The 19836-nt window shown below is 39.5% G+C and carries 16 protein-coding genes and 3 pseudogenes; 12 read left to right on the top strand and 7 right to left on the bottom strand.

Annotation, left to right across the window (positions count from 1 at the left end; translation table 11 throughout):
- The first annotated feature begins 161 nt into the window (after positions 1–161).
- The 3 genes and pseudogenes from ACTNC6_RS12640 (at position 162) to ACTNC6_RS12630 (ending at position 4773) form a co-directional block, all read left to right on the top strand.
- The gene (locus ACTNC6_RS12640) at positions 162–2561 is read left to right on the top strand and encodes an Ig-like domain-containing protein (RefSeq protein ID WP_441035174.1); all 2400 of its coding nucleotides are present in this window, start codon (positions 162–164) and stop codon (positions 2559–2561) included.
- A 176-nt stretch (positions 2562–2737) separates the two neighbouring features.
- Positions 2738–3973, top strand: a pseudogene (locus ACTNC6_RS12635) (IS1380 family transposase); the annotation flags it as partial.
- 458 nt (positions 3974–4431) lie between these two features.
- Positions 4432–4773, top strand: a complete 342-nt coding sequence (locus ACTNC6_RS12630) for a nucleotidyltransferase domain-containing protein (RefSeq protein ID WP_441035172.1) — start codon at positions 4432–4434, stop codon at positions 4771–4773.
- Between the two features lie 204 nt (positions 4774–4977).
- Here the strand turns inward: ACTNC6_RS12630 and ACTNC6_RS12625 are convergent, their stop codons facing one another.
- Positions 4978–6588, bottom strand: a complete 1611-nt coding sequence (locus tag ACTNC6_RS12625) for an AAA family ATPase (protein ID WP_441044259.1) — start codon at positions 6586–6588, stop codon at positions 4978–4980.
- A 275-nt stretch (positions 6589–6863) separates the two neighbouring features.
- A complete protein-coding gene (locus tag ACTNC6_RS12620) occupies positions 6864–8447 on the bottom strand; it encodes an AAA-like domain-containing protein (RefSeq protein ID WP_441035169.1) in 1584 nt (527 codons plus the stop codon).
- A 294-nt stretch (positions 8448–8741) separates the two neighbouring features.
- On the opposite strand from ACTNC6_RS12620, the gene ACTNC6_RS12615 reads away from it, so the two are divergent.
- Positions 8742–8990 carry a hypothetical protein gene (locus ACTNC6_RS12615; RefSeq protein ID WP_441044258.1) on the top strand — a complete coding sequence of 83 codons (249 nt, stop codon included), beginning with the start codon at positions 8742–8744 and terminating at the stop codon, positions 8988–8990.
- Positions 8991–9854: 864 nt separating this feature from the next.
- Here ACTNC6_RS12615 and ACTNC6_RS12610 read toward each other — a convergent pair.
- Positions 9855–10197, bottom strand: a pseudogene (locus tag ACTNC6_RS12610) (nucleotidyltransferase domain-containing protein).
- 693 nt (positions 10198–10890) lie between these two features.
- Here ACTNC6_RS12610 and ACTNC6_RS12605 point away from each other — a divergent pair.
- Together ACTNC6_RS12605 and ACTNC6_RS12600 are read left to right on the top strand one after the other, a co-directional pair.
- Positions 10891–11028 (top strand): annotated as a pseudogene (locus ACTNC6_RS12605) (helix-turn-helix domain-containing protein); the annotation flags it as partial.
- Between the two features lie 57 nt (positions 11029–11085).
- A complete protein-coding gene (locus ACTNC6_RS12600; RefSeq protein WP_441044257.1) occupies positions 11086–11226 on the top strand; it encodes a hypothetical protein in 141 nt (46 codons plus the stop codon).
- A gap of 151 nt (positions 11227–11377) precedes the next feature.
- On the opposite strand, the gene ACTNC6_RS12595 is transcribed toward ACTNC6_RS12600, so the two are convergent.
- Positions 11378–12352, bottom strand: coding sequence for a hypothetical protein (locus ACTNC6_RS12595; protein ID WP_441044256.1), 975 nt, complete (start codon positions 12350–12352; stop codon positions 11378–11380).
- 246 nt (positions 12353–12598) lie between these two features.
- Between ACTNC6_RS12595 and ACTNC6_RS12590 the strand changes: the two genes are divergently transcribed.
- Positions 12599–13459 carry an FKBP-type peptidyl-prolyl cis-trans isomerase gene (locus ACTNC6_RS12590; RefSeq protein ID WP_441044255.1) on the top strand — a complete coding sequence of 287 codons (861 nt, stop codon included), beginning with the start codon at positions 12599–12601 and terminating at the stop codon, positions 13457–13459.
- A gap of 249 nt (positions 13460–13708) precedes the next feature.
- On the opposite strand, the gene ACTNC6_RS12585 is transcribed toward ACTNC6_RS12590, so the two are convergent.
- Positions 13709–14815, bottom strand: a complete 1107-nt coding sequence (locus tag ACTNC6_RS12585; protein ID WP_441044254.1) for an RNA-guided endonuclease TnpB family protein — start codon at positions 14813–14815, stop codon at positions 13709–13711.
- 285 nt (positions 14816–15100) lie between these two features.
- Between ACTNC6_RS12585 and ACTNC6_RS12580 the strand changes: the two genes are divergently transcribed.
- From ACTNC6_RS12580 to ACTNC6_RS12560, 5 genes are all read left to right on the top strand, one after another.
- Positions 15101–15469, top strand: a complete 369-nt coding sequence (locus ACTNC6_RS12580; protein ID WP_441044253.1) for a hypothetical protein — start codon at positions 15101–15103, stop codon at positions 15467–15469.
- Positions 15470–15534: 65 nt separating this feature from the next.
- The gene (locus tag ACTNC6_RS12575; protein ID WP_441035157.1) at positions 15535–15720 is read left to right on the top strand and encodes a hypothetical protein; all 186 of its coding nucleotides are present in this window, start codon (positions 15535–15537) and stop codon (positions 15718–15720) included.
- A 288-nt stretch (positions 15721–16008) separates the two neighbouring features.
- On the top strand, positions 16009–16209 hold the full coding sequence (locus tag ACTNC6_RS12570; protein ID WP_026076851.1) for a helix-turn-helix transcriptional regulator: 201 nt from the start codon (positions 16009–16011) through the stop codon (positions 16207–16209).
- Between the two features lie 3 nt (positions 16210–16212).
- Complete coding sequence (locus ACTNC6_RS12565) at positions 16213–16545, top strand: HipA N-terminal domain-containing protein (RefSeq protein WP_118409687.1); 333 nt, start codon at positions 16213–16215, stop codon at positions 16543–16545.
- Complete coding sequence (locus ACTNC6_RS12560; RefSeq protein WP_441035154.1) at positions 16542–17501, top strand: HipA domain-containing protein; 960 nt, start codon at positions 16542–16544, stop codon at positions 17499–17501. The genes ACTNC6_RS12565 and ACTNC6_RS12560 overlap by 4 nt, the downstream gene beginning before the upstream one ends.
- Positions 17502–17688: 187 nt before the next feature.
- Here the strand turns inward: ACTNC6_RS12560 and ACTNC6_RS12555 are convergent, their stop codons facing one another.
- Positions 17689–18471: a hypothetical protein gene (locus tag ACTNC6_RS12555; protein ID WP_441044252.1), complete on the bottom strand. Its 783-nt coding sequence runs from the start codon at positions 18469–18471 to the stop codon at positions 17689–17691.
- Between the two features lie 13 nt (positions 18472–18484).
- Complete coding sequence (locus ACTNC6_RS12550) at positions 18485–19651, bottom strand: ATP-binding protein (protein WP_441044251.1); 1167 nt, start codon at positions 19649–19651, stop codon at positions 18485–18487.
- Positions 19652–19836: the final 185 nt, after the last annotated feature.

Below are 19836 nucleotides of genomic sequence, written 5' to 3'. Positions count from 1 at the left end.
AAATTTATACAGATTCCTAAAAAAAGAACCTCGGTCTATTGACCGGGGTTCTTTTTAGGATATTTGAATAACTAATGCAATTTTTCTGGCAAATGAATAACTATTCTGATAAAATATAAATATGAAACTATGCAGAAATTGCAAAGGAGGAATTGAAAATAATGAAAAAGAAACTGATTACTTTATTATTGGCATCTTCTATGGCATTAATGAATTTTGCTTCTGCGTATGGAGCAGGCGATTTTACGGATCCTGGCTATGCGATGACTGCGGAAGATTCATCTGATGTTGAAGCTGATGCAGGAGAGGAAGTAAATGCAGAAGATCTTTCTGCACCTGAAGAGTCCGAAAATACAACAGATTTCGATGATATAGCGGACGAATTCACTTCAGAAGAGACAGAAGAGGAACCTTTTTCAGATGAAAAAGAAATCCCACCTGTTCCAGAAGGGGACATACTGGTAGAAAGCGCAGGTCAGGGAATAACAGCCGGAACCTCTACTTATTCTGAAAAATCTTCTTTTGGACGTAGGAAAGCTCTTTCCCAGCTCAAAGGCATGGGAATTAACAGCAGATCCTACAGCTGGAACTGGGCAAATCCCGAATATACTTCTTATTATACGGACGAGACAGGATGTCTGCATATCGTTGCCTGGAAGGATCAGACTTTATATGATGCAGCCTGCAATTCTGATCTTAATATTACCGGCGTAACAAAAGTCCAACTTCCTCTTCCATTGTGGGGAGGCTTTTACGCTGCACCTGATGGCAACTTTTATGTTGCAGTAGGGCAGAAAAACCTTAATGAAGACAATAATGTGATTGCTGCCCGGGTTCTCAAGTACAGCCGTGCCTGGAAACTGCTTGGAGCAACAGATATTAGTGGTGGATATACAAATATGTTTGAGGGAATTTACATTCCTTTTGATGCAGCATCTCTGCGTATGACTCAAATTGGTTCTACCCTGATTGTCCATACAGGAAGGGAAATGTATGGAATGGAAGGGGTTCATCATCAGAGTGATATCACTTTTGTCATTAACACCCAGAATATGACCCTGATCGATTCAGACATGCCTTATTGCAGTCATTCTTTCAATCAGTTTGTTGTAAATGATGGTTCTCGTGTATATTTCCTGGACCATGGTGATGCCTATTACAGAGGTCTGATTCTGTCCTCCTTTTCAGCATATTCTGGCGGATATATTGCTCAGGATAGGGCGGTAGATTTGTTTCCTTTCATGGGTGCTACAGGTGATAATTACACCGGATGTCAGGTAACCGGATTTTCTCTGGCTGGAAATAACCTGATCACTGTAGGAAAATCGGTTCCTCATGAATTTGCAGTAAATGGTCAGACCGGATATGAAAACCTTAACCAAAATATTTTTATGATAGTCACAGATAAAAACAGCATGCTTTCTAAATTTATCTGGCTTACCCAATATTCTCCATCAGGAGCTGAAGTAACCCTGACAGAGCCGAAGCTTATTCCGGTTGAAAATAATCAGTACGCAGTCCTTTTTTCAGAGGAAACTACAGATCAGAGTATTCTGCATTACCTTCTGATGGATGGTTCCGGAAATGTGATATTGTCCAAATTATATAAAAATGTCACCATCCAAACAGATTCCCAGCCAATTTTATGGGGCCGGAATATAGTGTGGGTGTCCGGAAATTATGACAATGATAATTATGACAGCTCCAATACATTCCTTTATGAAATTCCGGTAGTAACAACTCCTCTTGAAGGAATTTCTCTGGATCAGACTAATCTGACAATTGATGAAGACAATACCCAGAAGCTTACCCCTTCCTTTACACCTTCTAATTCCGATGATGTCAAAGATGTAGTCTGGACAAGCAGTAATCCTAAGATTGCATCTGTTTCAGAGGATGGAACCATCAAGGGAAATGGTTATGGCCAGGCTGTGATCACTGCCTCCGCAGGAGATTTCCAGGCCCAGTGCCAGATAATGGTGAGAGTATCGGAGACAGATACACCTCTGGTAACACCAACGTTGAAGCTTTCCCAGAAAGCTGCAAACCAAATACATTTAACCTGGAGTAAGGTTCCTGGTGCCAAGGGATATCAGATTTACTGCAAAACAAATTCCCGGTCTTCTTATAAGAAAATAAAAACACTGAAAACAGGTACTCTCAGCTTTGATACTGCTGTAGTTCCAGGCGTAAAATATTCATTTAAGATTCGAGCTTACGGAACCACTGCAAGCGGAAAGACCAAATATTCCAAATTTTCATCCGTGAAATCAAAGAAAGCAGCTGTACCGGCTCCTTCTAAGATTTCATGCAAAATGAGTAACGGCGGTACACAGATTTCCTGGTCAAAAGTAGCCGGTGTTTCAGGATATGTAATTTACCGAAATGGTACAGCTGCTAAAACAGTAAAAGCTTCTGCTTTAAGCTGGAAAGATACAAAGGCTTATGATTCCCAAACAGGTCTGTACTGGGTTTATAACTATTATGTGAGAGCTTTTAAGACAGTAAACGGAAAACGGATATACAGTAAAGCTACAAAAGTAGTTAATCTTTATGTATAAGTATAAATTATCCTGAATTATTCACAGCTGTGCCGTGAAAGTAGCTGAAAGCCACATAGTTACTGTATTTAAGCTGCTTATTGCATTTCATCTAATAAGTGAATAGAAAAAGAGACCAAATATGTGGTAAAATTTAAGTGTCGAATCCAAATAAATACCGCAGAAAGGGTCTCTCTATGGATATTTTAAACACCTTCACACTGAAAAGCAATAGACAGATTAAAATAAATTTTGACGGAGGCGATTTATCCTCCGATGCAGGACTTCTCCTGATAAAAGAATTCGCTGCAAAGATCGGCTTCACCAAGCTGATCAAAAAGAAATTTAAAACCAATGATACATCAGTCCGTTTTCACAAAGACGATGAAAACCTGATGCAGATGATTTATCAGATTATCTCAGCCTATTTCGAGGATGACTGTGCTGATGAACTGGCCATTGATCCTGTTTTCAATGCCATTCTTGAAAAGAACAGTCTGGCTTCACAGCCAACACTATCAAGATTTTTCAACCGTATGGATGAAGATACACTCCTGCAGTTTGATGACATTGATAAAAGCCTTAGGGATATCATCTATTCCATAAAGTGTCCGGAGCATATGCTTCTGGATCTGGACAGTACTTTATTTGGCACATACGGCAATCAGGAAGGGGAAGGTTTCAACTTCCATTATCAGGCACACGGATACCATCCTTTGCTCTGCTATGATGGTCTGACCGGGGATCTGTTGAAGGCAGAACTTCGTGATGGAACACTTCACTGCAGCAATGATGCTGATAAATTTATGGAACCCCTTTTTCAGGAATATCTGGAAAGAGGCATCAAAACATACCTTCGTGGTGACAGTGGATTCTCATCTCCCAAACTTTATAAAACCTGTGAGATGAATGGCTGTTCCTATGCCATCCGCTTAAAACAGAATTCTTCACTCGTGGCTCTTGCTTCGGATAAAGATGAAGATTTATACAAAGCAACCAAAGAGGACCAGATCAGCTATGCTGTAACTTATGGTGAATTTCTGTATCAGGCCGGCTCCTGGGATTATCCAAGGCGCATGGTTTTCAAGATTGAAAAACCATACGGTCAGCTGACGCATATGTACACCTTTATTGTTACAAACATGGATATGGAACCTTATCAGGTCATCCAGTTTTACTGTGGGCGTGGCAAGATGGAAAATTTCATAAAAGAGGGCAAAGGTGGATTTGACTTTGCTGCTGTCAGCAGTCATTCCAAAGTAGTAAATGCCAACCGCATGAGACTTCATATGCTTGCCTACAACTTATTCAATTGGTTTAGGCGAGTGGTACTCCCTGCAAATATGCGAAAGCAACAGGTGGATACCATTCGTTTGAAGCTGATAAAGATTGCTGCAAGAGCAGTCCGCTCAGCAAGATACGTTTACTGGAGGGGTCTGACCACCGAAAATAATCGGAAAGATAATAATCTTCACATAAAAAAATTCTAAAATTTATATAACATAAAATTCCTTACCCATACATAAAACCATCCCAACTATATGAATAATATACATAGTCGGAATGGTTTTAATTGCGAATTATTACTCTGTCTATTAATTTTCTACAGTAAGTTTACAAACAGGGGCGCACGGGTCTGACCATCGAAAATAACCGGAAAGATAATAATCTCCGCATAAAAGAATTCTAAAATTTATATAACATAAAATTCCTTACCCATACATAAAACCATCCCAGCTATATGAATAATGTACATAGTCGGGATGGTTTTGATTGCAGTTAGCCCGTAAGGGTCTGATCACCGAAAATAAGTGTGTGAAAGCAGTAGAAAAGATATAGTGGTTCGGTTATAATAAAGAAAAAGTGTCGAAGTAGGAAAGGAGAAAACATTATGCCGGTAGCAATAAAAATGCTGTTAGATCAGTATACCGAAATATTACGGAAGATATATGGAAATCATTTAAAGACAGTAATTTTGTATGGCTCCTATGCAAGGGGAGATTATAAGGCAGATTCTGATATAGATATAATGATTCTCCTGGACTTGTCAGATATGGATATTAAACAATATCGCCATGAACTGTCAGGAGAAACTTTTGATTTTAATATGGATCATGACCTTGATATTAAACCGATAGCAAAAAGTCAGCAGCATTTTCAGAACTGGGTTGATGTATACCCGTTTTATGCGAATGTAAAGAAAGAAGGGGTGAAATTATTTGATGCAGCCTAATGAAAAAGGAACACGGAAAGATTTGGTACTGTATCGGAACACTGTAGGGGTCTGACCATCGAAAATAACCGGAAAGATAATAATCTCCACATAAAACAATTCTAAAATTTATATAACATAGAATTCCTTGCCCACACATAAAACCATCCCAGCTGTATGAATAATATACATAGTCGGGATGGTTTTTATCATGAATGGTTGCTATTACAATTGTTCTATTTTACAATGGTGTTCTTTTGTGTCTTTATCATAACTGATTCCCACACCCAGGATCTGCCCGGTGTATCTTTCCTTTTCCCCAGGCTTTCCCCTAAAGCGGAGCGCATACTGTTTTTCTCTGATCTGCCGGATTGCTTCTTCCGGTGAGTGACCTGCTTTTAATTCCAGGATCAGCCCTGTATCTGCCGGGTTTTCCGGATAAAAAATGAAATCTACAAATCCTTTACCTGCTTTATCTTCACGTTCCACCCGGTATCGGTCTCTGGCAGATAAATATACCAGATTGACTACCGCAGCCAGTTCCGTCTCGTTATTATACGAAAGAATCGGTGTTTCTGTATTGTGTGCCAACTGCAGGATCTCAGCCATCCGGTCGGTATCTCCGGACAGGGTTGCTTTTAGCATCTGGTCGGAAATACTGGCCAGACGGTAGACATAACCCAAACTTTTCTCACTGCGCAGAAGCTCCTCGTATTTGAACATTAATTCCCTGTTGGGAATAAATACTTTTCCCTTTGTATAGGTCAGCAGTCCATAGACTACCATAGCTGAGTAGATCTGGTTTTTGGTCCGAAGCTCCATGGCAGAAGCTGCAAACTCCTCCACCCGTGCATCGATCCCCTCTCCTGAAATCATCAGTGCCAGGTCATCCCGTATGTGTTCTATATCATTTCGTATATAATAAAAAATTTCATCATAAGGCCCGGAGCTGGTCCAGTAATTTGACAGCTGATTGAACCGCAGCGCCATCACTACAGATCTTGGATTGTAGAGACGTCTGCCGGAGGCAGTGAAATATCCATCATACCACTCACGCAGACCCTCTCTGGAAACCTGAGGATTTTTGCATAGATGGAGATATTTATCATAAAGAACATCTACTTCCTCATCTGTGAAACCAAAATATTCCCCGAACATTGCCATGGAAGTCATTTTAAACTCCATGAACATGTTTAGTTCTGAACCACTGGAATATTTGGAAATAGGCAGAATTCCGGTCATATAAGACATAGACACATAGGCATGGTCTTTCAGAAGATTACTCAGAAACTGAAGATATCGTTTCCGATCTTTGTCCAAAATAAAATCTCTGTGAAAAATATAGTCCCATTCATCCATGACAAATAGAAATTTCTGTCCATGATATACATCAAAAATACTGTCCAGAATATCCCATAAGGCATCTTCCATGCTGCACTCTGCATCCGGGAAATCCTTTAACAGATCCATCTTTAATCTCTTTTCAATTCTTGAAATATATGCGGTATAAGAAGAACATTCCGCAGGCATTTTACTGAAATCTATATAGATAAGGTTATGCTGATTCAGGTTATCCTCGTATAACGGCGAAGCTGAAATCTGCAAAGCATCAAATATATCCTGTGTGTCGGAGCCTTTTCCAAAAAAGGCACCAATCATGTTTGCCATAACCGTTTTTCCAAACCGCCGCGGTCTGGTGATGCAGATGTGTTTATTACCCTGCTGTACAAAAGGAATCAGCGCTTCCAGCAGCTGTGACTTATCTACAAAATAAGGGTTCTCAGTTTCGCTTTTGTATAATGCACCCGGTGCTGCACTGTTCAGATAAAATCCCATGGATTTTCGCCCTCCTTTTTCTATTTTTTGATCACATTTAATTGGTAATGGTTTCACTACTATCAGTATAACAAACACAACAAATACTTGCCAGCAGAAAATATTTAACTTTGTCAGGGCAGGGATACGTTTACCCTAAAATCGGAACCGGGTTCCGATGTAGTGAAAATGCTGTAATTATATAAAAAAATCCCATTCGGGTATAATTTATATATTTCTATATTAAATCATCCCGAACGGGTATAATACTATTTCTATAGTGGGACAATAACAATCTACACAACATATTCAAACAAAATTTTATCTTGATATATAATTTTATTCATTCCTATTTCTTTTTTCGCATTAAAACTAAATGTAAGCAGGTAACCTGTATCTTGATGATAAAGATCCAAATATTCAGCCAATTGTTTCTCACCTTTGGATTTATACGCTTCACCGTGCCATATTTTTAATTCAATAATAAACTGTTCTCCCGCGTAATCTACAATAATGTCTGTACGGGTCAGATCCCTGGTCTGTGCTTCTACGTAAAAATTTCCCGTTCCATTAATGATCGGTTTTAAATAAAGCAGAAATATTTTTCGCCCATGTTTTTCGACAAACGAACTGTCTGATTCCGAATAAATATCTGAATAGTACTGTACAAATTTATCCATCACTTTTTTCATATCCAGATGCCCATGGACAATAAACTGATTTCTATCAGAAAGTGCCGTACGTTCTGCTGTATTTCCTGCAATTTCTTCTGCAAGAAAATAATTATACAGATGTGATTCGAAAATTTTATTTGCAACAGCAACCCGTCCATCTGTATCTTTAAGAAAACCAAACATAATGCCGATGTTAAATGCCTTTGCATATGCATTAAATGGGTAATCCTGACCTTCGAAAAGAATATTCTGAAGAATCCCTGCCAGCTCCGGATATTCCGCAAGGTGTTTTATCATGTCATCAAACAGCGTATTGGGTTGTTTCAGCAGTAAATGAATTGCCTGCATGATTCCCTCTGTGCGCCATGCATAATCCGGATGCTCCGGAAATACCTGTTCATCAATGTTTTTACAAACTGCGGAAACCAGATAAGGATATCCGCTTGTGTAATCGTAAATGATTCTGGCAGCATTTAAATGGTCAATCTCTATTTTCCGATCATCTGCGTATTCCGAAAGCATTCCTTCAATATCTTTTACCGAAAAACTCATATCTATATCAAATTTTGCGGCAATATTCCAGGGGCTGTTGTACTGATGCTCCTGTTCCGGTCGAATCCTCAGTTTCAGATTTTTAATATCATATACACCGGCCAATATAACAGACTGAAAAGCAGGACGTTCATTCCTGTTAATATACTGATCCCTGAGTGTCCCAAGAAAAGCAAGAAAAATCTGTTGGTTACTGGCCTGATCAACTTCGTCGATCATGAGTACTGCCGGTTTTTTTATCTGTCTGCAAAGATTTGATATAAAATCTGAAAGCGTCCACAGATCTATATTCTGTTTCCCGGAACTAAACATAGATCTGCATTCTTCTACGATCAGATCAGGAATTTCGTTTAAGCTGCCATAAACCATTGAGGTGTAAAGAAGCTTAAAAACTCTTTGGCAAAAAGTGTTTTCACTCTGAAATACATCATAAGTAAAGCCTTCAAAACTGATTGAAAACACCTGATACTCATCGCTGAGAAAACTTTTCAGATTTTTTAATATCGTTGTTTTTCCATACTGACGAGCACGGTTTATAACAAAATAGTCACCATTATCAACTAAAGTTTTGATCTCCTGCAAACGGCTGGAAAGACTGACCATATAGTGCCTGCTGCTGTCACATGGACCGGTAATATTAAAACGCTTCTTCAATGTAAGCCTCCTATAAATAGTTGCCTGGATACAGTTATCGCATGCCTTTATTGTACCAAATATTTTTTATACTTACCATAAGAAAATAAACTTTGTCAGGGCAGGGAAAACCAGAAGAATTATCCGATAAATCATCTGGCTTATTTGTAATAACTGCCTGTTTCTAATGTTAGAGCAAACAATTACCCACTTATAAATCACAAAATCCATCTATTCTCCAAGTCTAAACACGATTCCCCACACAAAATTCCCTCCAAAATCAACCTGTACACCACCCAAAGGGGAACTATAATCATGACAAAGATTAAAAACACAAAGAAGGGCATGGCTAAAAAGACATTAAGTATGTCTCTTGTAGTTGCAATGCTTGCTACTTCTAATGTGCCGGTATGGGCTGCTGAGTTCAGCGATGGTTCTGACGTAGCAGTTGCTACAGAAGCTCCTGCAGAATTCGCAGATGAAACAGAAGCACCTGTTGTAGAGGATGCTACAGAAGTTGCTCCTGCAGAAACTACAACTACAGGTCCCAACATTGGGGTCTGACCATCGAAAATAATCGGAAAGATAATAATCTCCACATAAAAGAATTCTAAAATTTATATAACATAAAATTCCTTACCCATACATAAAACCATCCCAACTATATGAATAATATACATAGTCGGGATGGTTTTAATTGCGAATCATTACTCTGTCTATTAATTTTCTACAGTAAGTTTACACTATCAAATATAGGTTTTCTCTTGAAATCAAAAAGCAGTCATGTTATATTATTAATAGAAAAGATGCCACCGATAGACGGTTGGCCCGATACTAAATGTTAAGCTTTAGAAAAGCCGCTCAGTTTTCTCAGGACCGGGGCGGCTATTTCTGTGTCTTATTATTATCCTTACCAAAGGAATATCCTAATCCAAAGCAGGTTAAGCCAAAGCTCATTACTGCGATAAAATCAACAATACTCATAAGGCTCAGCCCTCCTTTCCGTTGATTCCCGTTTGGGTTTCTATGTAATCGGAGGGTTCAGTCCCTCCGTAGAGGGCCAACCGCCTACCGTTATGGTAGCATCCTATATGATTTTATCATGAATATAGTCTTTTTTCAATCAAAATAGACAGTCACCAGTCCTCTTTTTCTACTGGTAAGTCTCTTCTGAAAGAACCGGAGGGGTCTGACCACCGAAAATAACCAGAAAGATAATAATCTCCACATAAAAGAATTCTAAAATTTATATAACATAAATTTTCTTACCCACACATAAAACCATCCCAACTATAAGAATGAGTTCAATAGTCGGGATGGTTTTGATTGTGAATTATTACTGCACTGGTTTATTGGTATTTTCATCTTCAGATGGGCTCTCTGATTCTGCAAATAAATATTTCTCTGCCAGTTTCCACATCAACGGAGTCAGACTGCTTCATATAAAACAACTCCCTCCTTTTGAACATTAGAATAAAACGGATAAGACGCTGCCCAGTGGTAAAAATGCTGCTGATTTTTCACTACAGGCATCATCCATATATCATGCTGAACATTATATTTAAATCCAAGTTCTGAAAGAGCATCTGAATATGCATCCATTTCTTCTTCGGAAAGATCTACCAGAATCATTATATCTATGTCTGAATCTGGTGTATAATCTCCTCTGACATAGGAACCGTATAGAATCACGCATTTTTAAATGCGCTCCATATATCTTTTGTATCTCTGATAAGTATTGAATAAGCAGTGTATGAATTGTCTGTGGCATATAAATCCATTCCTCCTTTCACTTTTAGTATAAAACAAACGATACTTTTTGGAAATGTGAAAAGCCGTCTATCTATCCCAAACTTCCTCTGGCAGACGCCAAGATGATCCGGAAAAATCTGACCATCGAAAATTGACGGTTTTAGAGAATGGATTGAAATAAATAAAAACGCCCAGCACGTTAATTCATGCCGGGTTTAGTATTTCAATTCGTTCTAAATTATGATATATTTGCTATGTTACCGCCTCCGATACTGGTGACAGGAGGGAGGTGAATTACATGGAAATTCTTGTTTCTCTTTTTGTCGCTATTATGGGTAATGTTATTGGCAATTTAATTTGCCATTATCTTATCAAATGGTTGGATAGCGACCAATAGTCGGTAATGAACCTATGGATTTAATCCCTTCCATCTCAAATAGGGAATCAAAAGCCCCGAAGGTCGCAACTTCGGGGCTTTTGCTGTAGTTGAACTACATGGATTTCTTGTTTCTCTTGTCTACTGACATTATAGCATATGCAGATCATGAAATCAATATACTACTGTGATAATTGTATGAGCCCTAAAATGAATTCTTAAATTCCACTGCCCCACTGGGCGATGGAATTTACTCTCGCATAGTAGATATTTACTCTTTCACACAATAATGTTATGGTTGTATTTCCTTCTGACAGCAGTAGAAGGAGAATTATCATGAGTAAATATATACCAGGAAATCAGAAACACTTAACATTAAATGACCGAATTTACATCGAAAATGAATTAGCAAAAGGAACATCTTTTAAAGACATTGCTACTTTTCTATGTAAAGACCCAACAACCATATCCAAAGTACTTACCTGGTAGGGTCTGACCACCGAAAATAATCTAACAGCAACATTCAAGAATGTGAAGAAAAAAACCTACTATGCAGGTCTCCACGCATTCAACAGAACATCTGAAGACGGCAAGAAAGTATTCAGCCAGTGGTCAAATGTAAAGAAAGTAACTGTAAAACAATCCATTTGGGTAAATAATACAGATTCCTAAAAGGGAACCCCGATCATTTCGATCGGGGTTCTTCTTTGTACAAAAAAGAGCCTCTGACCAATATGATCAAAGACTCTCCGTACTGGTTTACCAGTATTTTTTACATAGCTGACAGCTCCCAGTTCCGATTCCGGCATAAAGAAACCACTGGCTAGATTTTAAACTCTTTATATAATTGTTCCCTGTATGTTTCATCTTCAGATGCTCTTTTCGCATCTGCATAACGTTTATTATCTAAAAGTATTTTCATAAGCATCCCAAGACGATTCTCGCCCTTCTTAATGCCCTTCTTAATACCTTTCTTTTCACCTTTTTTCTCGCCTCTTTCTTCTGCATAGGAAATCATACTCAACATATCGGATACCTCCTTTTGCCGGATCTGACTGTCTGAATCCGGAATGTAAGACAAGACTTTCTTCTGATCACCGGAAAATACACCATATAAAAGATCCATTAGTCCTTTTTCATTTTGCGCTTCCCCTCCAAGACGTATTATAACAACTTCCATAAGGTCTGCTTCTGCAGCATCGATCTGAATGTCAGGGACACGGAAGCCTTCGTTTTTATAATTATGTATCTTGTAATAGGATACGGTATTCTGCTGCTCTTTAGGAATATTGTCAAGACAGATCCAGATACTGTACACCTTTTCCAGATATTTATAGCCTTTCCCATTCTTCCCTACTTTATCCAGCTGTGAGGATAATTTCCGGCATCCATAGTATATGCCTCTTTTAATAACAGGATACCCAGGCCGGTAATTCTTCTGCAATTCAAAATCCACATGAAGATTTACCAGGATATTTTCCTTTTTCTTTGGAAGCAGGGAACGAAACAGGATATCAAAAACTGCCGGTGCCTCATCTGTTGTGTTGAATTCCGTCAGCTCACCCCGGATGCTTCCTGCCATATCTTCTTCTACAAATGCGGTTCCTGTCTGGATGGTATCTCCCTCAATGCAGTTTATGATCTCCTCCAGAGAACAATCACTGTATTCTGTCACCGTGTACTTTAGAATATTGCCCATGATCGGCTTATATGAAAAAATATTTTTTGCCGATTTGTCTTTGGTTTCTTTGCCTTTTAAGGTTCTCATTGTTGTGGAAATACTGTTTTTTACCTTCATGAGATACTCCTGCAAATGAAACATTCTTTTATATTTTCATGATAACTCAGAAATAAAAATTCGTCAATAATAGGAGGGGTCTGACCACCGAAAATTAAAGACTTACCAGTGAAAAATGTCGCCGTTTATATAAAGATGACAGAGTCTTTAAAAACCGGCAAAAGCCTTGATTTCTCTTGATTTTATTGCCTTTACAAGATATACTGGACTGAACGACATTTGTATTAAAATTGGAGGATTTTTCACATGAGAATTGCAGTAACCTATGATAACGGAAATATTTTTCAGCATTTTGGGAAAACAGAAAACTTCAAGGTGTATGAAGTAGAGAATAACCAGGTGATTTCCAGTGAGGTCATTAGTTCCAACGGCAGCGGCCACGGTGCTCTGGCTGGCTTGCTGGATGGACAGAATGTAGATGTGCTGATCTGCGGTGGTATTGGTGGCGGTGCACAGGCGGCTCTCACAGAGGCTGGGATCGAGTTTTGTTCAGGAGCCCAGGGAGATGCAGATCAGGCTGTGGAAGCTTATCTGAAGGGCGAATTAGTGTCTTCCGGCGTGAATTGTGATCATCACCATGGGGAAGAGCATTCCTGCGGCAGCCATGAAGAGGGACATTCCTGTGGTGACAGCTGCGGCGGTGGCTGTGGTGGAAGCTGCGGATCCCATAACCCGATCACAGGACGGAATGTGGGCAAGACCTGCCGTACTCATTACAAAGGTACCTTTAATGACGGAACACAGTTTGATTCCTCTTATGACCGTGGAGAACCACTGGAATTTATCTGTGGCGCAGGCCAGATGATCAGAGGCTTCGATGCTGCTGTAGCAGACATGGAAGTAGGTCAGGTGATCGATGTACATCTGATGCCTGAGGAAGCATACGGCCAGGCTGATCCCAACGCTATTTTCACTATGGAGATCGCTCAGCTTCCAGGCTCTGAGGACCTTACGGTAGGCCAGCAGGTATATCTGTCCAACCAGTACGGACAGCCATTCCCGGTAAAAGTAACAGCCAAGGATGAGAAAAACATCACTTTCGATGCCAACCATGAAATGGCCGGAAAAGAACTGAACTTCAAAATTGAATTAGTAGAGGTAAAATAAAGCAATCCCCCGGTCAACTAACCGGGGGACTTTGTTTTTCAAGCATCAGGAACGAAAATTCACGGTTTTTGTGGGTTTACTGTAGATCCGTTTCCCATTTACATTCGTGACATACTCCCGTCACTTAAATCTTACAGATTTTGAAGTGGGAGCTTCCTGCTCGATTGCCCTTCAGGGCAAAGCTAAAACAGGCTATCCCCGCGTGTCCCGCGGTTCTTTTTTATCCGGTTACGGATCTTTTCTGTGATATTATGCACATTTTTTATATATTCTTTTTCCTTCTTTCAGAATATTGACCGCCGCATTCACATCCCGGTCCATCCGGTTTCCACATTCGCATAGGTATATCCGTTCTGATAATGCCAGCTCTTTCTTCTTATGTCCGCATACGCTGCATATCTTACTGGATGCAAAATATCTGTCTACTTTTATCAGATATTTTCCACGTTCTTCCAGCTTATATCCAAGCATGGAAAGGAACTGACCGTATCCGTTATCCTGTATCCCTTTTCCGAAATGCAGACCTCCGGCTATCCCCTTCAGGTTCAGATCCTCCACACATACCGCGTCATAGTCTTCTGCAAGGCTGTGGCTGAGCTTATGCTGGAAGTCCTTCCTCTGGTTCTTTATCTTTTCATGATATAATGCAATCTTTTTCTTCTGTTTCTGATAGTTACGGCTGCCCTTTTCACATCTGGAAAGCTTTCTCTGTTCCCGGGCAAGTTTTTTCTCTGCATTCCGGTAAAACATGGGATATCCGGTCCTTTCACCGGTGGAAAATACACACATTCCATGCATGGCAAAATCGATCCCCAGAAATTTTTCCGCCTGTCTTTTCTCCGCTGTTTGGTTTTCACAGTCGAACAGCAGACTGGCAAAATATTTTCCGGACGGTTCCCTGCTCACAGTCACTGATTTCAGCTTCCATCCCTCCGGGATCATATGGTGGAGCTTTATTTTTACCGGCTGCATCTTTGGCAGTTTCAGGAACCTGTCCTGCAGACAGATATTCCCATTTACCATATTCGTTGTATAGGATTTCCGCGAATGTTTTTTTGATTTATAATGCGGAAATCCCACTCCCGGTTCCCGGAAAAATTTCCGGAAAGCCCCTTCCAGATTTAACTGTACATTCGCCAGCGCAAGAGAATCTACCTCTTTCAGCCATGGATATTCTTTTTTATATCCGGCCGGCGTATTTTTCAGCATCTTTTTTTCTTCCTGATAATAACGGATCTTATCCGCAAGCATCCGGTTATAGAGAAAACGACTGCAGCCGATTGTCTTCTCTATCTGGGTTATCTGTTCTTTATTTGGATAGATCCTTATTTTTACTGCCCGGTTTATCTTTCTCACCCTGACTCTCTATATACTGATGGATTGTTTCAACAGGTGCTATATTTCAAAGATTTCTTTTGTTCTCTCTGACATCTTATCGTCCAGCATCTTTCTGCTATATTTCATAACCATGATCAGGTAAAACACTGAATGAGAATTATTATCTAAACTCATTATGTACACTCACTTATTGCTTATTTCGACCGTTCAAATTCCAAGAGCATATTGTTCTTTTTTTCTATCATACTATATTTATTGTATCAGAACAAGTGTTTTTGTGATTTTTTATGAATTTGAGCAGACATGCTCGAATGTGCAATTCATCCCATCACCTATAGAGGTGAGGGAATTCTTGCTACGGTTGTTAAAGGAATGGCTACAATAAGGCATATCAGAATTGATCAGTGTCATATCCTGTGTGTTGATGACAAAGGTAACATCACTCTGATGATGGATTCCATCCATACCATACATTTCACGTCCGGTGTGGACGATCAGTATTTTCGATGGTCAGACCCCTCCGGTTCACTTTGTTTTGCAGACCTTTTCAATGCAGCACTTTTTGGCGGTGAGCAGTCTGTGCGTATATTATGGAGAAAACGAATGGGACGGTCCATTTTCGTTAAAGGACATGCTGGAGATTCCAGAGAAAATAAAACCGCTGGTATCTGATTACAGAATCACATCAGCTGATAAACCATGCACTGGAATCAGAACAGAAGGGAGAACAGGTAAACATGTGCAATGCATTGGAAGAATTGAAACTGGAAGGAAAGCAGGAGGGAATAGAAGAAGGTATCCTTGCCAACATAAGGACATGTAAAAATTTTAATATCAGTAAAGAAGATACGATCCGGAATCTTATGAAAGAATTTTCTTTATCAGAACCGGAAGCTGTCAGCTATGTAAAAAAATACTGGTAAACCAGCGAAGAGAGTCTTTGACTATATTGATCAGAGGCTCTCTTTTTGATAGTTTTCTTTTTCCCTGCGATTATTTTCGGTGGTTAGATTCCGCCGAGGCACAAAACATAAAAAATGCCAGATTTCAGGGGAAACAGACGGGATAAATCTGTTTCTGAAGTCTGTTATAGAAATAATATTATACCTGTTCGGGATGATTTGACATAGAAATATATAAATTATACCCGTTCGGGATTTTTTTATATAATCCACTTGAAATTATACCCGAACGGGATTAATATGTTTAATATGAGTACAATTGGAGATTATATAAAAAAAGAAAGAAAAAAAGCAGGGCTGACGCAGGAGGATTTTGCAATCCGTTCCGGACTTGGACTTCGTTTTGTAAGGGAATTGGAACAGGGAAAAGAAACGGTGCGTCTGGACAAAGTGAATCAGGCACTGGCAATGTTTGGGAAAGAAGCTGTACCAGGAAAAAAGGAGGAATAGCAGGTGGAGTCAGAATATAGAAAAGGATATGTATATATTCAAAATCATTTTTCCGGAATTATTGCAGAAACTGAGGAAGGGTATATTTTTACTTATGACCAGGATTATCTGGACAGAGAAGATGCAGTGGCAGTAAGCCTGACACTTCCATTACGTCAGGAGCCTTATGAAACAACCATATTGTTTCCTTTTTTTGACGGACTGATTCCGGAAGGATGGCTTCTGGGGGTGGTCAGCCGAAACTGGAAAATCAACCAGAAAGACCGGTTTGGCTTACTGTTATCTGCCTGCAGAGACTGCATTGGCGATGTTTGTATCAGGAGAGAAAAGGTATGAAATGCTTGTGTTGTGGAAAGTCAATAACAAATAGTGCAGCGAATGTGGAAAAAGAATGGTGCTGGCACAAAAAGTGTGTAAAGAGATTTTTTCAGACAGATGAATTACCAATCTTGGATATTACGAAAGACCAACTGGAAATACTGGCAAATGAGACGGTAAATGAGGGACTTACCGTGCCGGGAGTTCAGAAAAAGCTTTCCCTGCATTTATCAACAGATCTTAATGCAAGACTTACAATTGTGGACTATCCAACAGGATATATCCTGAAGCCGCAGACGGAAGAATTTCATAATATGCCGGAATTTGAGGATCTGGCAATGCGTCTCGCAGAAATTATGGGAATCCGGACGGTTCCCCATGCTCTTATAAAAATGAATGATGAATACGCGTATATTACGAAAAGGATAGACCGGGAAATATCAGAAAAAGAGACCAGACTATATGCCATGGAAGACTTCTGCCAGCTGTCTTACAGACTGACGCAGGATAAATATAAAGGTTCTTATGAACAATGCGGAAGAATCATAAAAAAATATTCTGCAACACCGGGCTTAGACCTGTCAGAGCTGTTTCTGCGTGTTATTGGATCTTTCGTTATGGGAAATTCAGATATGCATTTGAAAAACTTTTCACTAAAGGAAACGGAGCCTGGCAGCAGAAATTTCCAATTATCAAAAGCATATGATATGCTTCCTGTTAATGTGATCATGCCAGAAGATAAAGAACAGCTGGCACTGACAATAAATGGAAAAAAACGTAATATTCATAAGAAAGAATTTCGGATACTGGCAGAATCCTGTGGAATCCCATTAAATTCTGCAGAACGTATGATGAAAAAAGTATGCTCATTAAAGACAAAACTTTTTACACAGATAGAAGAATCTTACTTGTCAGCAGAGCAAAAAGAGCAAATAGGGGAACTTATTTCAAAAAGGATTGATATTTTGAGTTAGATAAAAGGCTGTTCACATTGCCAAAAAGTATCGTTTGTTTTATACTGAAAGTGATAGAAAGGAGGAATGGATTTATATGCCACAGACAATTCATACCCTGCTTATTCAATACTTATCAGAGATACAAAAGATATATGGGGCGCACTTAAAAAAAGACCCCGATCGCAATGACCGGAGCCTTCTTTGCTTATATTAAAGTTTTTGTTATAAATACCTGCACATTTTTTCCGTCTTTTTCATAATCCCGTTGAAAAGCGTTCTGGTAAGCTTCGGGATTTTTTATAATGTCTTCTTTGTCATAAATAAACAGGTAAAGATTTTTGGTCTTATAATGAAATGCATCTGAGCCAAGTTCTTCTGTCAGTTGTTTTACAGACATACTTGAACGGGTACATTTAATTTCAATTATAATGTCATATGTCTCCAGATACAGATCTGCACGCGTCCCACTATATCCGTTATCCCCGTTTACTTCTTTGCGGGTTTCCGGAAACACTGTGCGCAGCAGTGCATACAGGATGTGCTGGATGTCATATTCATTTTCGATTTTTGCCTGCCCAGATATAGATTTTGGAAAAGTACATTTCTGATGAAAGTCATCCTGGTACATAGATTTCCAAAAAATGTTTACGTGAGACAATATCCGTTCTATTACTAATTTTGCTGTACAGTCAGAAATTTCTGCTCCAATCTGCATATCCCAGCTATCAAAGAGCAGTAAAACATCTTTTACAGCATTCTTTAAATTTTTGATGGATTCTGTTTCTGAAAACTCATTTCTGACAAAATGAGCCCTGACTTTCAGCTGATCTTGTAATTCCCTGGAAAATCCATTTTTTATAGCATATGTCTGGATCCTGCTTTTCCAGACAGTATAAGAATTTAAAGCTTCTTCATAATCACTTTGTTCCAAAACAGCTTTTCCTTGCCTGATCAGTTCATCTATTGTGATATCTGCAAATGTTCTCATTTTAACCTCCCTGTCAGATACCCGACCATCTGATAAAAAACAGAAACAGATTGTCCAGAATGTGTATGATGTCATCCTTCCATTCAAAAACGCGATACAATGCACCAGACTCTTCTAATATTTTCTGCCAGTTCCTGAGAGCTTCTCGTATTTTCTGGGTAGTGATCCTGCATTCCGGCACATTATACTGGATCCGGGCCATAAGTTCCTGTAACTCCATTTCCACAAGCGGAGGATTATCGGCAAGCATTTCCAGGATCAGACTGTAAATATCTCTGCGGCTTCCGTCTGTCAGCTGATATTTCAGCCGTTTCTGGCCTCTGGTTGGGGGGCCTGCTTTGAGTACACGCACTACATCTGCATAAGGAAGATTTGCGCAGGTAAAACGGCAGCTTTCTTCTATGATTTTTCCATCTATAACAGAGCTTTCTCCAGGAAGAAGGCCGATGTTCAGGCAGATGGCCTGCATGACCTGGGGTGAATGGATACTTTCCATTGCCATACGTGAGAGAATATCTTCCTGCAGGGATATGCCCAGCTCATGAAATCCCTTACGCGCAATAGCCTGCAGTTCCTTTTCCTTCCATGGCTCAATTTCAATCACGGAAAGACGTCCGGTGAGGTCCGGATTCAGACGGATTGCATCATCTGACCGGTAGGGCAGGGAAATGATCACCGCCTTAAATCCCAGACGGATTACTTCCTTCAGCTGACAGGCAATATCATATTGAACCTCTGCCGGTGCATAATGAAAATCATCCAGAACCAGAACTTTATTGGATTCTTTAAAATATTGCAGTATTTTTTCCTTATTTGCCGGATAGTTTTTCTTCACCATTGTGGAGCGCTGCTCATTGGAAGAAAAGTCCGCATTCGTCTCACTGATTTCCGCTTCCGTGGATATCCCTATTTTTTTTGCCACCCGGTTCCAGAAATCTGATTCCCTGACAAAATCATTGCCGGACATCTCCACAATCCTGTCAACGCCGATCACACGCTCACATAAAACTGTTTTTCCTATTTTGGATGGGCCTACAATATATGTGAGAAATCCATCAATCGATAAACTTTGCTGAAGACGTTCCTCGTAACTATATTGCATGGTTCCTGATTTTCTGGAAACATAAGTAATGTCCGGAAATGTACCGGGTTTAAACACCTTTGAATACCTTTTATCCATTATATACCCCCTTTTTACTACCTTTTTTAATTATAGCATACATTTAATGATCTTTATACAGAAAAATATATTATAGTCAGTGAAATCTAGCTAGCGTTTTCCTTGTACCGGAACCGGAAGCTGTCAGCTATGTGAAAAAATACTGGTGAACCAGCGAAAAGAGCTTTTGATTATATTGATCAGAG

It is taken from the genome of Blautia sp. HCP3S3_C4, from assembly GCF_052064095.1.
GTDB lineage: Bacteria > Bacillota > Clostridia > Lachnospirales > Lachnospiraceae > Blautia_A.
This window is presented reverse-complemented; position numbering and strand designations above follow the sequence as displayed.

What these genes read in the sequence shown, in the direction of transcription:
- ACTNC6_RS12640 (WP_441035174.1), top strand. Translation starts at nt 162, where the DNA reads ATGAAAAAGAAACTGATTACTTTATTATTGGCATCTTCTATGGCATTA.
- ACTNC6_RS12630 (WP_441035172.1), top strand. Translation starts at nt 4,432, where the DNA reads ATGCCGGTAGCAATAAAAATGCTGTTAGATCAGTATACCGAAATATTA.
- ACTNC6_RS12625 (WP_441044259.1), bottom strand. Translation starts at nt 6,588, where the DNA reads ATGGGATTTTATCTGAACAGTGCAGCACCGGGTGCATTATACAAAAGC.
- ACTNC6_RS12615 (WP_441044258.1), top strand. Translation starts at nt 8,742, where the DNA reads ATGACAAAGATTAAAAACACAAAGAAGGGCATGGCTAAAAAGACATTA.
- ACTNC6_RS12595 (WP_441044256.1), bottom strand. Translation starts at nt 12,352, where the DNA reads ATGAAGGTAAAAAACAGTATTTCCACAACAATGAGAACCTTAAAAGGC.
- ACTNC6_RS12590 (WP_441044255.1), top strand. Translation starts at nt 12,599, where the DNA reads ATGAGAATTGCAGTAACCTATGATAACGGAAATATTTTTCAGCATTTT.
- ACTNC6_RS12580 (WP_441044253.1), top strand. Translation starts at nt 15,101, where the DNA reads ATGCTCGAATGTGCAATTCATCCCATCACCTATAGAGGTGAGGGAATT.
- ACTNC6_RS12575 (WP_441035157.1), top strand. Translation starts at nt 15,535, where the DNA reads ATGTGCAATGCATTGGAAGAATTGAAACTGGAAGGAAAGCAGGAGGGA.
- ACTNC6_RS12570 (WP_026076851.1), top strand. Translation starts at nt 16,009, where the DNA reads ATGAGTACAATTGGAGATTATATAAAAAAAGAAAGAAAAAAAGCAGGG.
- ACTNC6_RS12560 (WP_441035154.1), top strand. Translation starts at nt 16,542, where the DNA reads ATGAAATGCTTGTGTTGTGGAAAGTCAATAACAAATAGTGCAGCGAAT.
- ACTNC6_RS12555 (WP_441044252.1), bottom strand. Translation starts at nt 18,471, where the DNA reads ATGAGAACATTTGCAGATATCACAATAGATGAACTGATCAGGCAAGGA.
- ACTNC6_RS12550 (WP_441044251.1), bottom strand. Translation starts at nt 19,651, where the DNA reads ATGGATAAAAGGTATTCAAAGGTGTTTAAACCCGGTACATTTCCGGAC.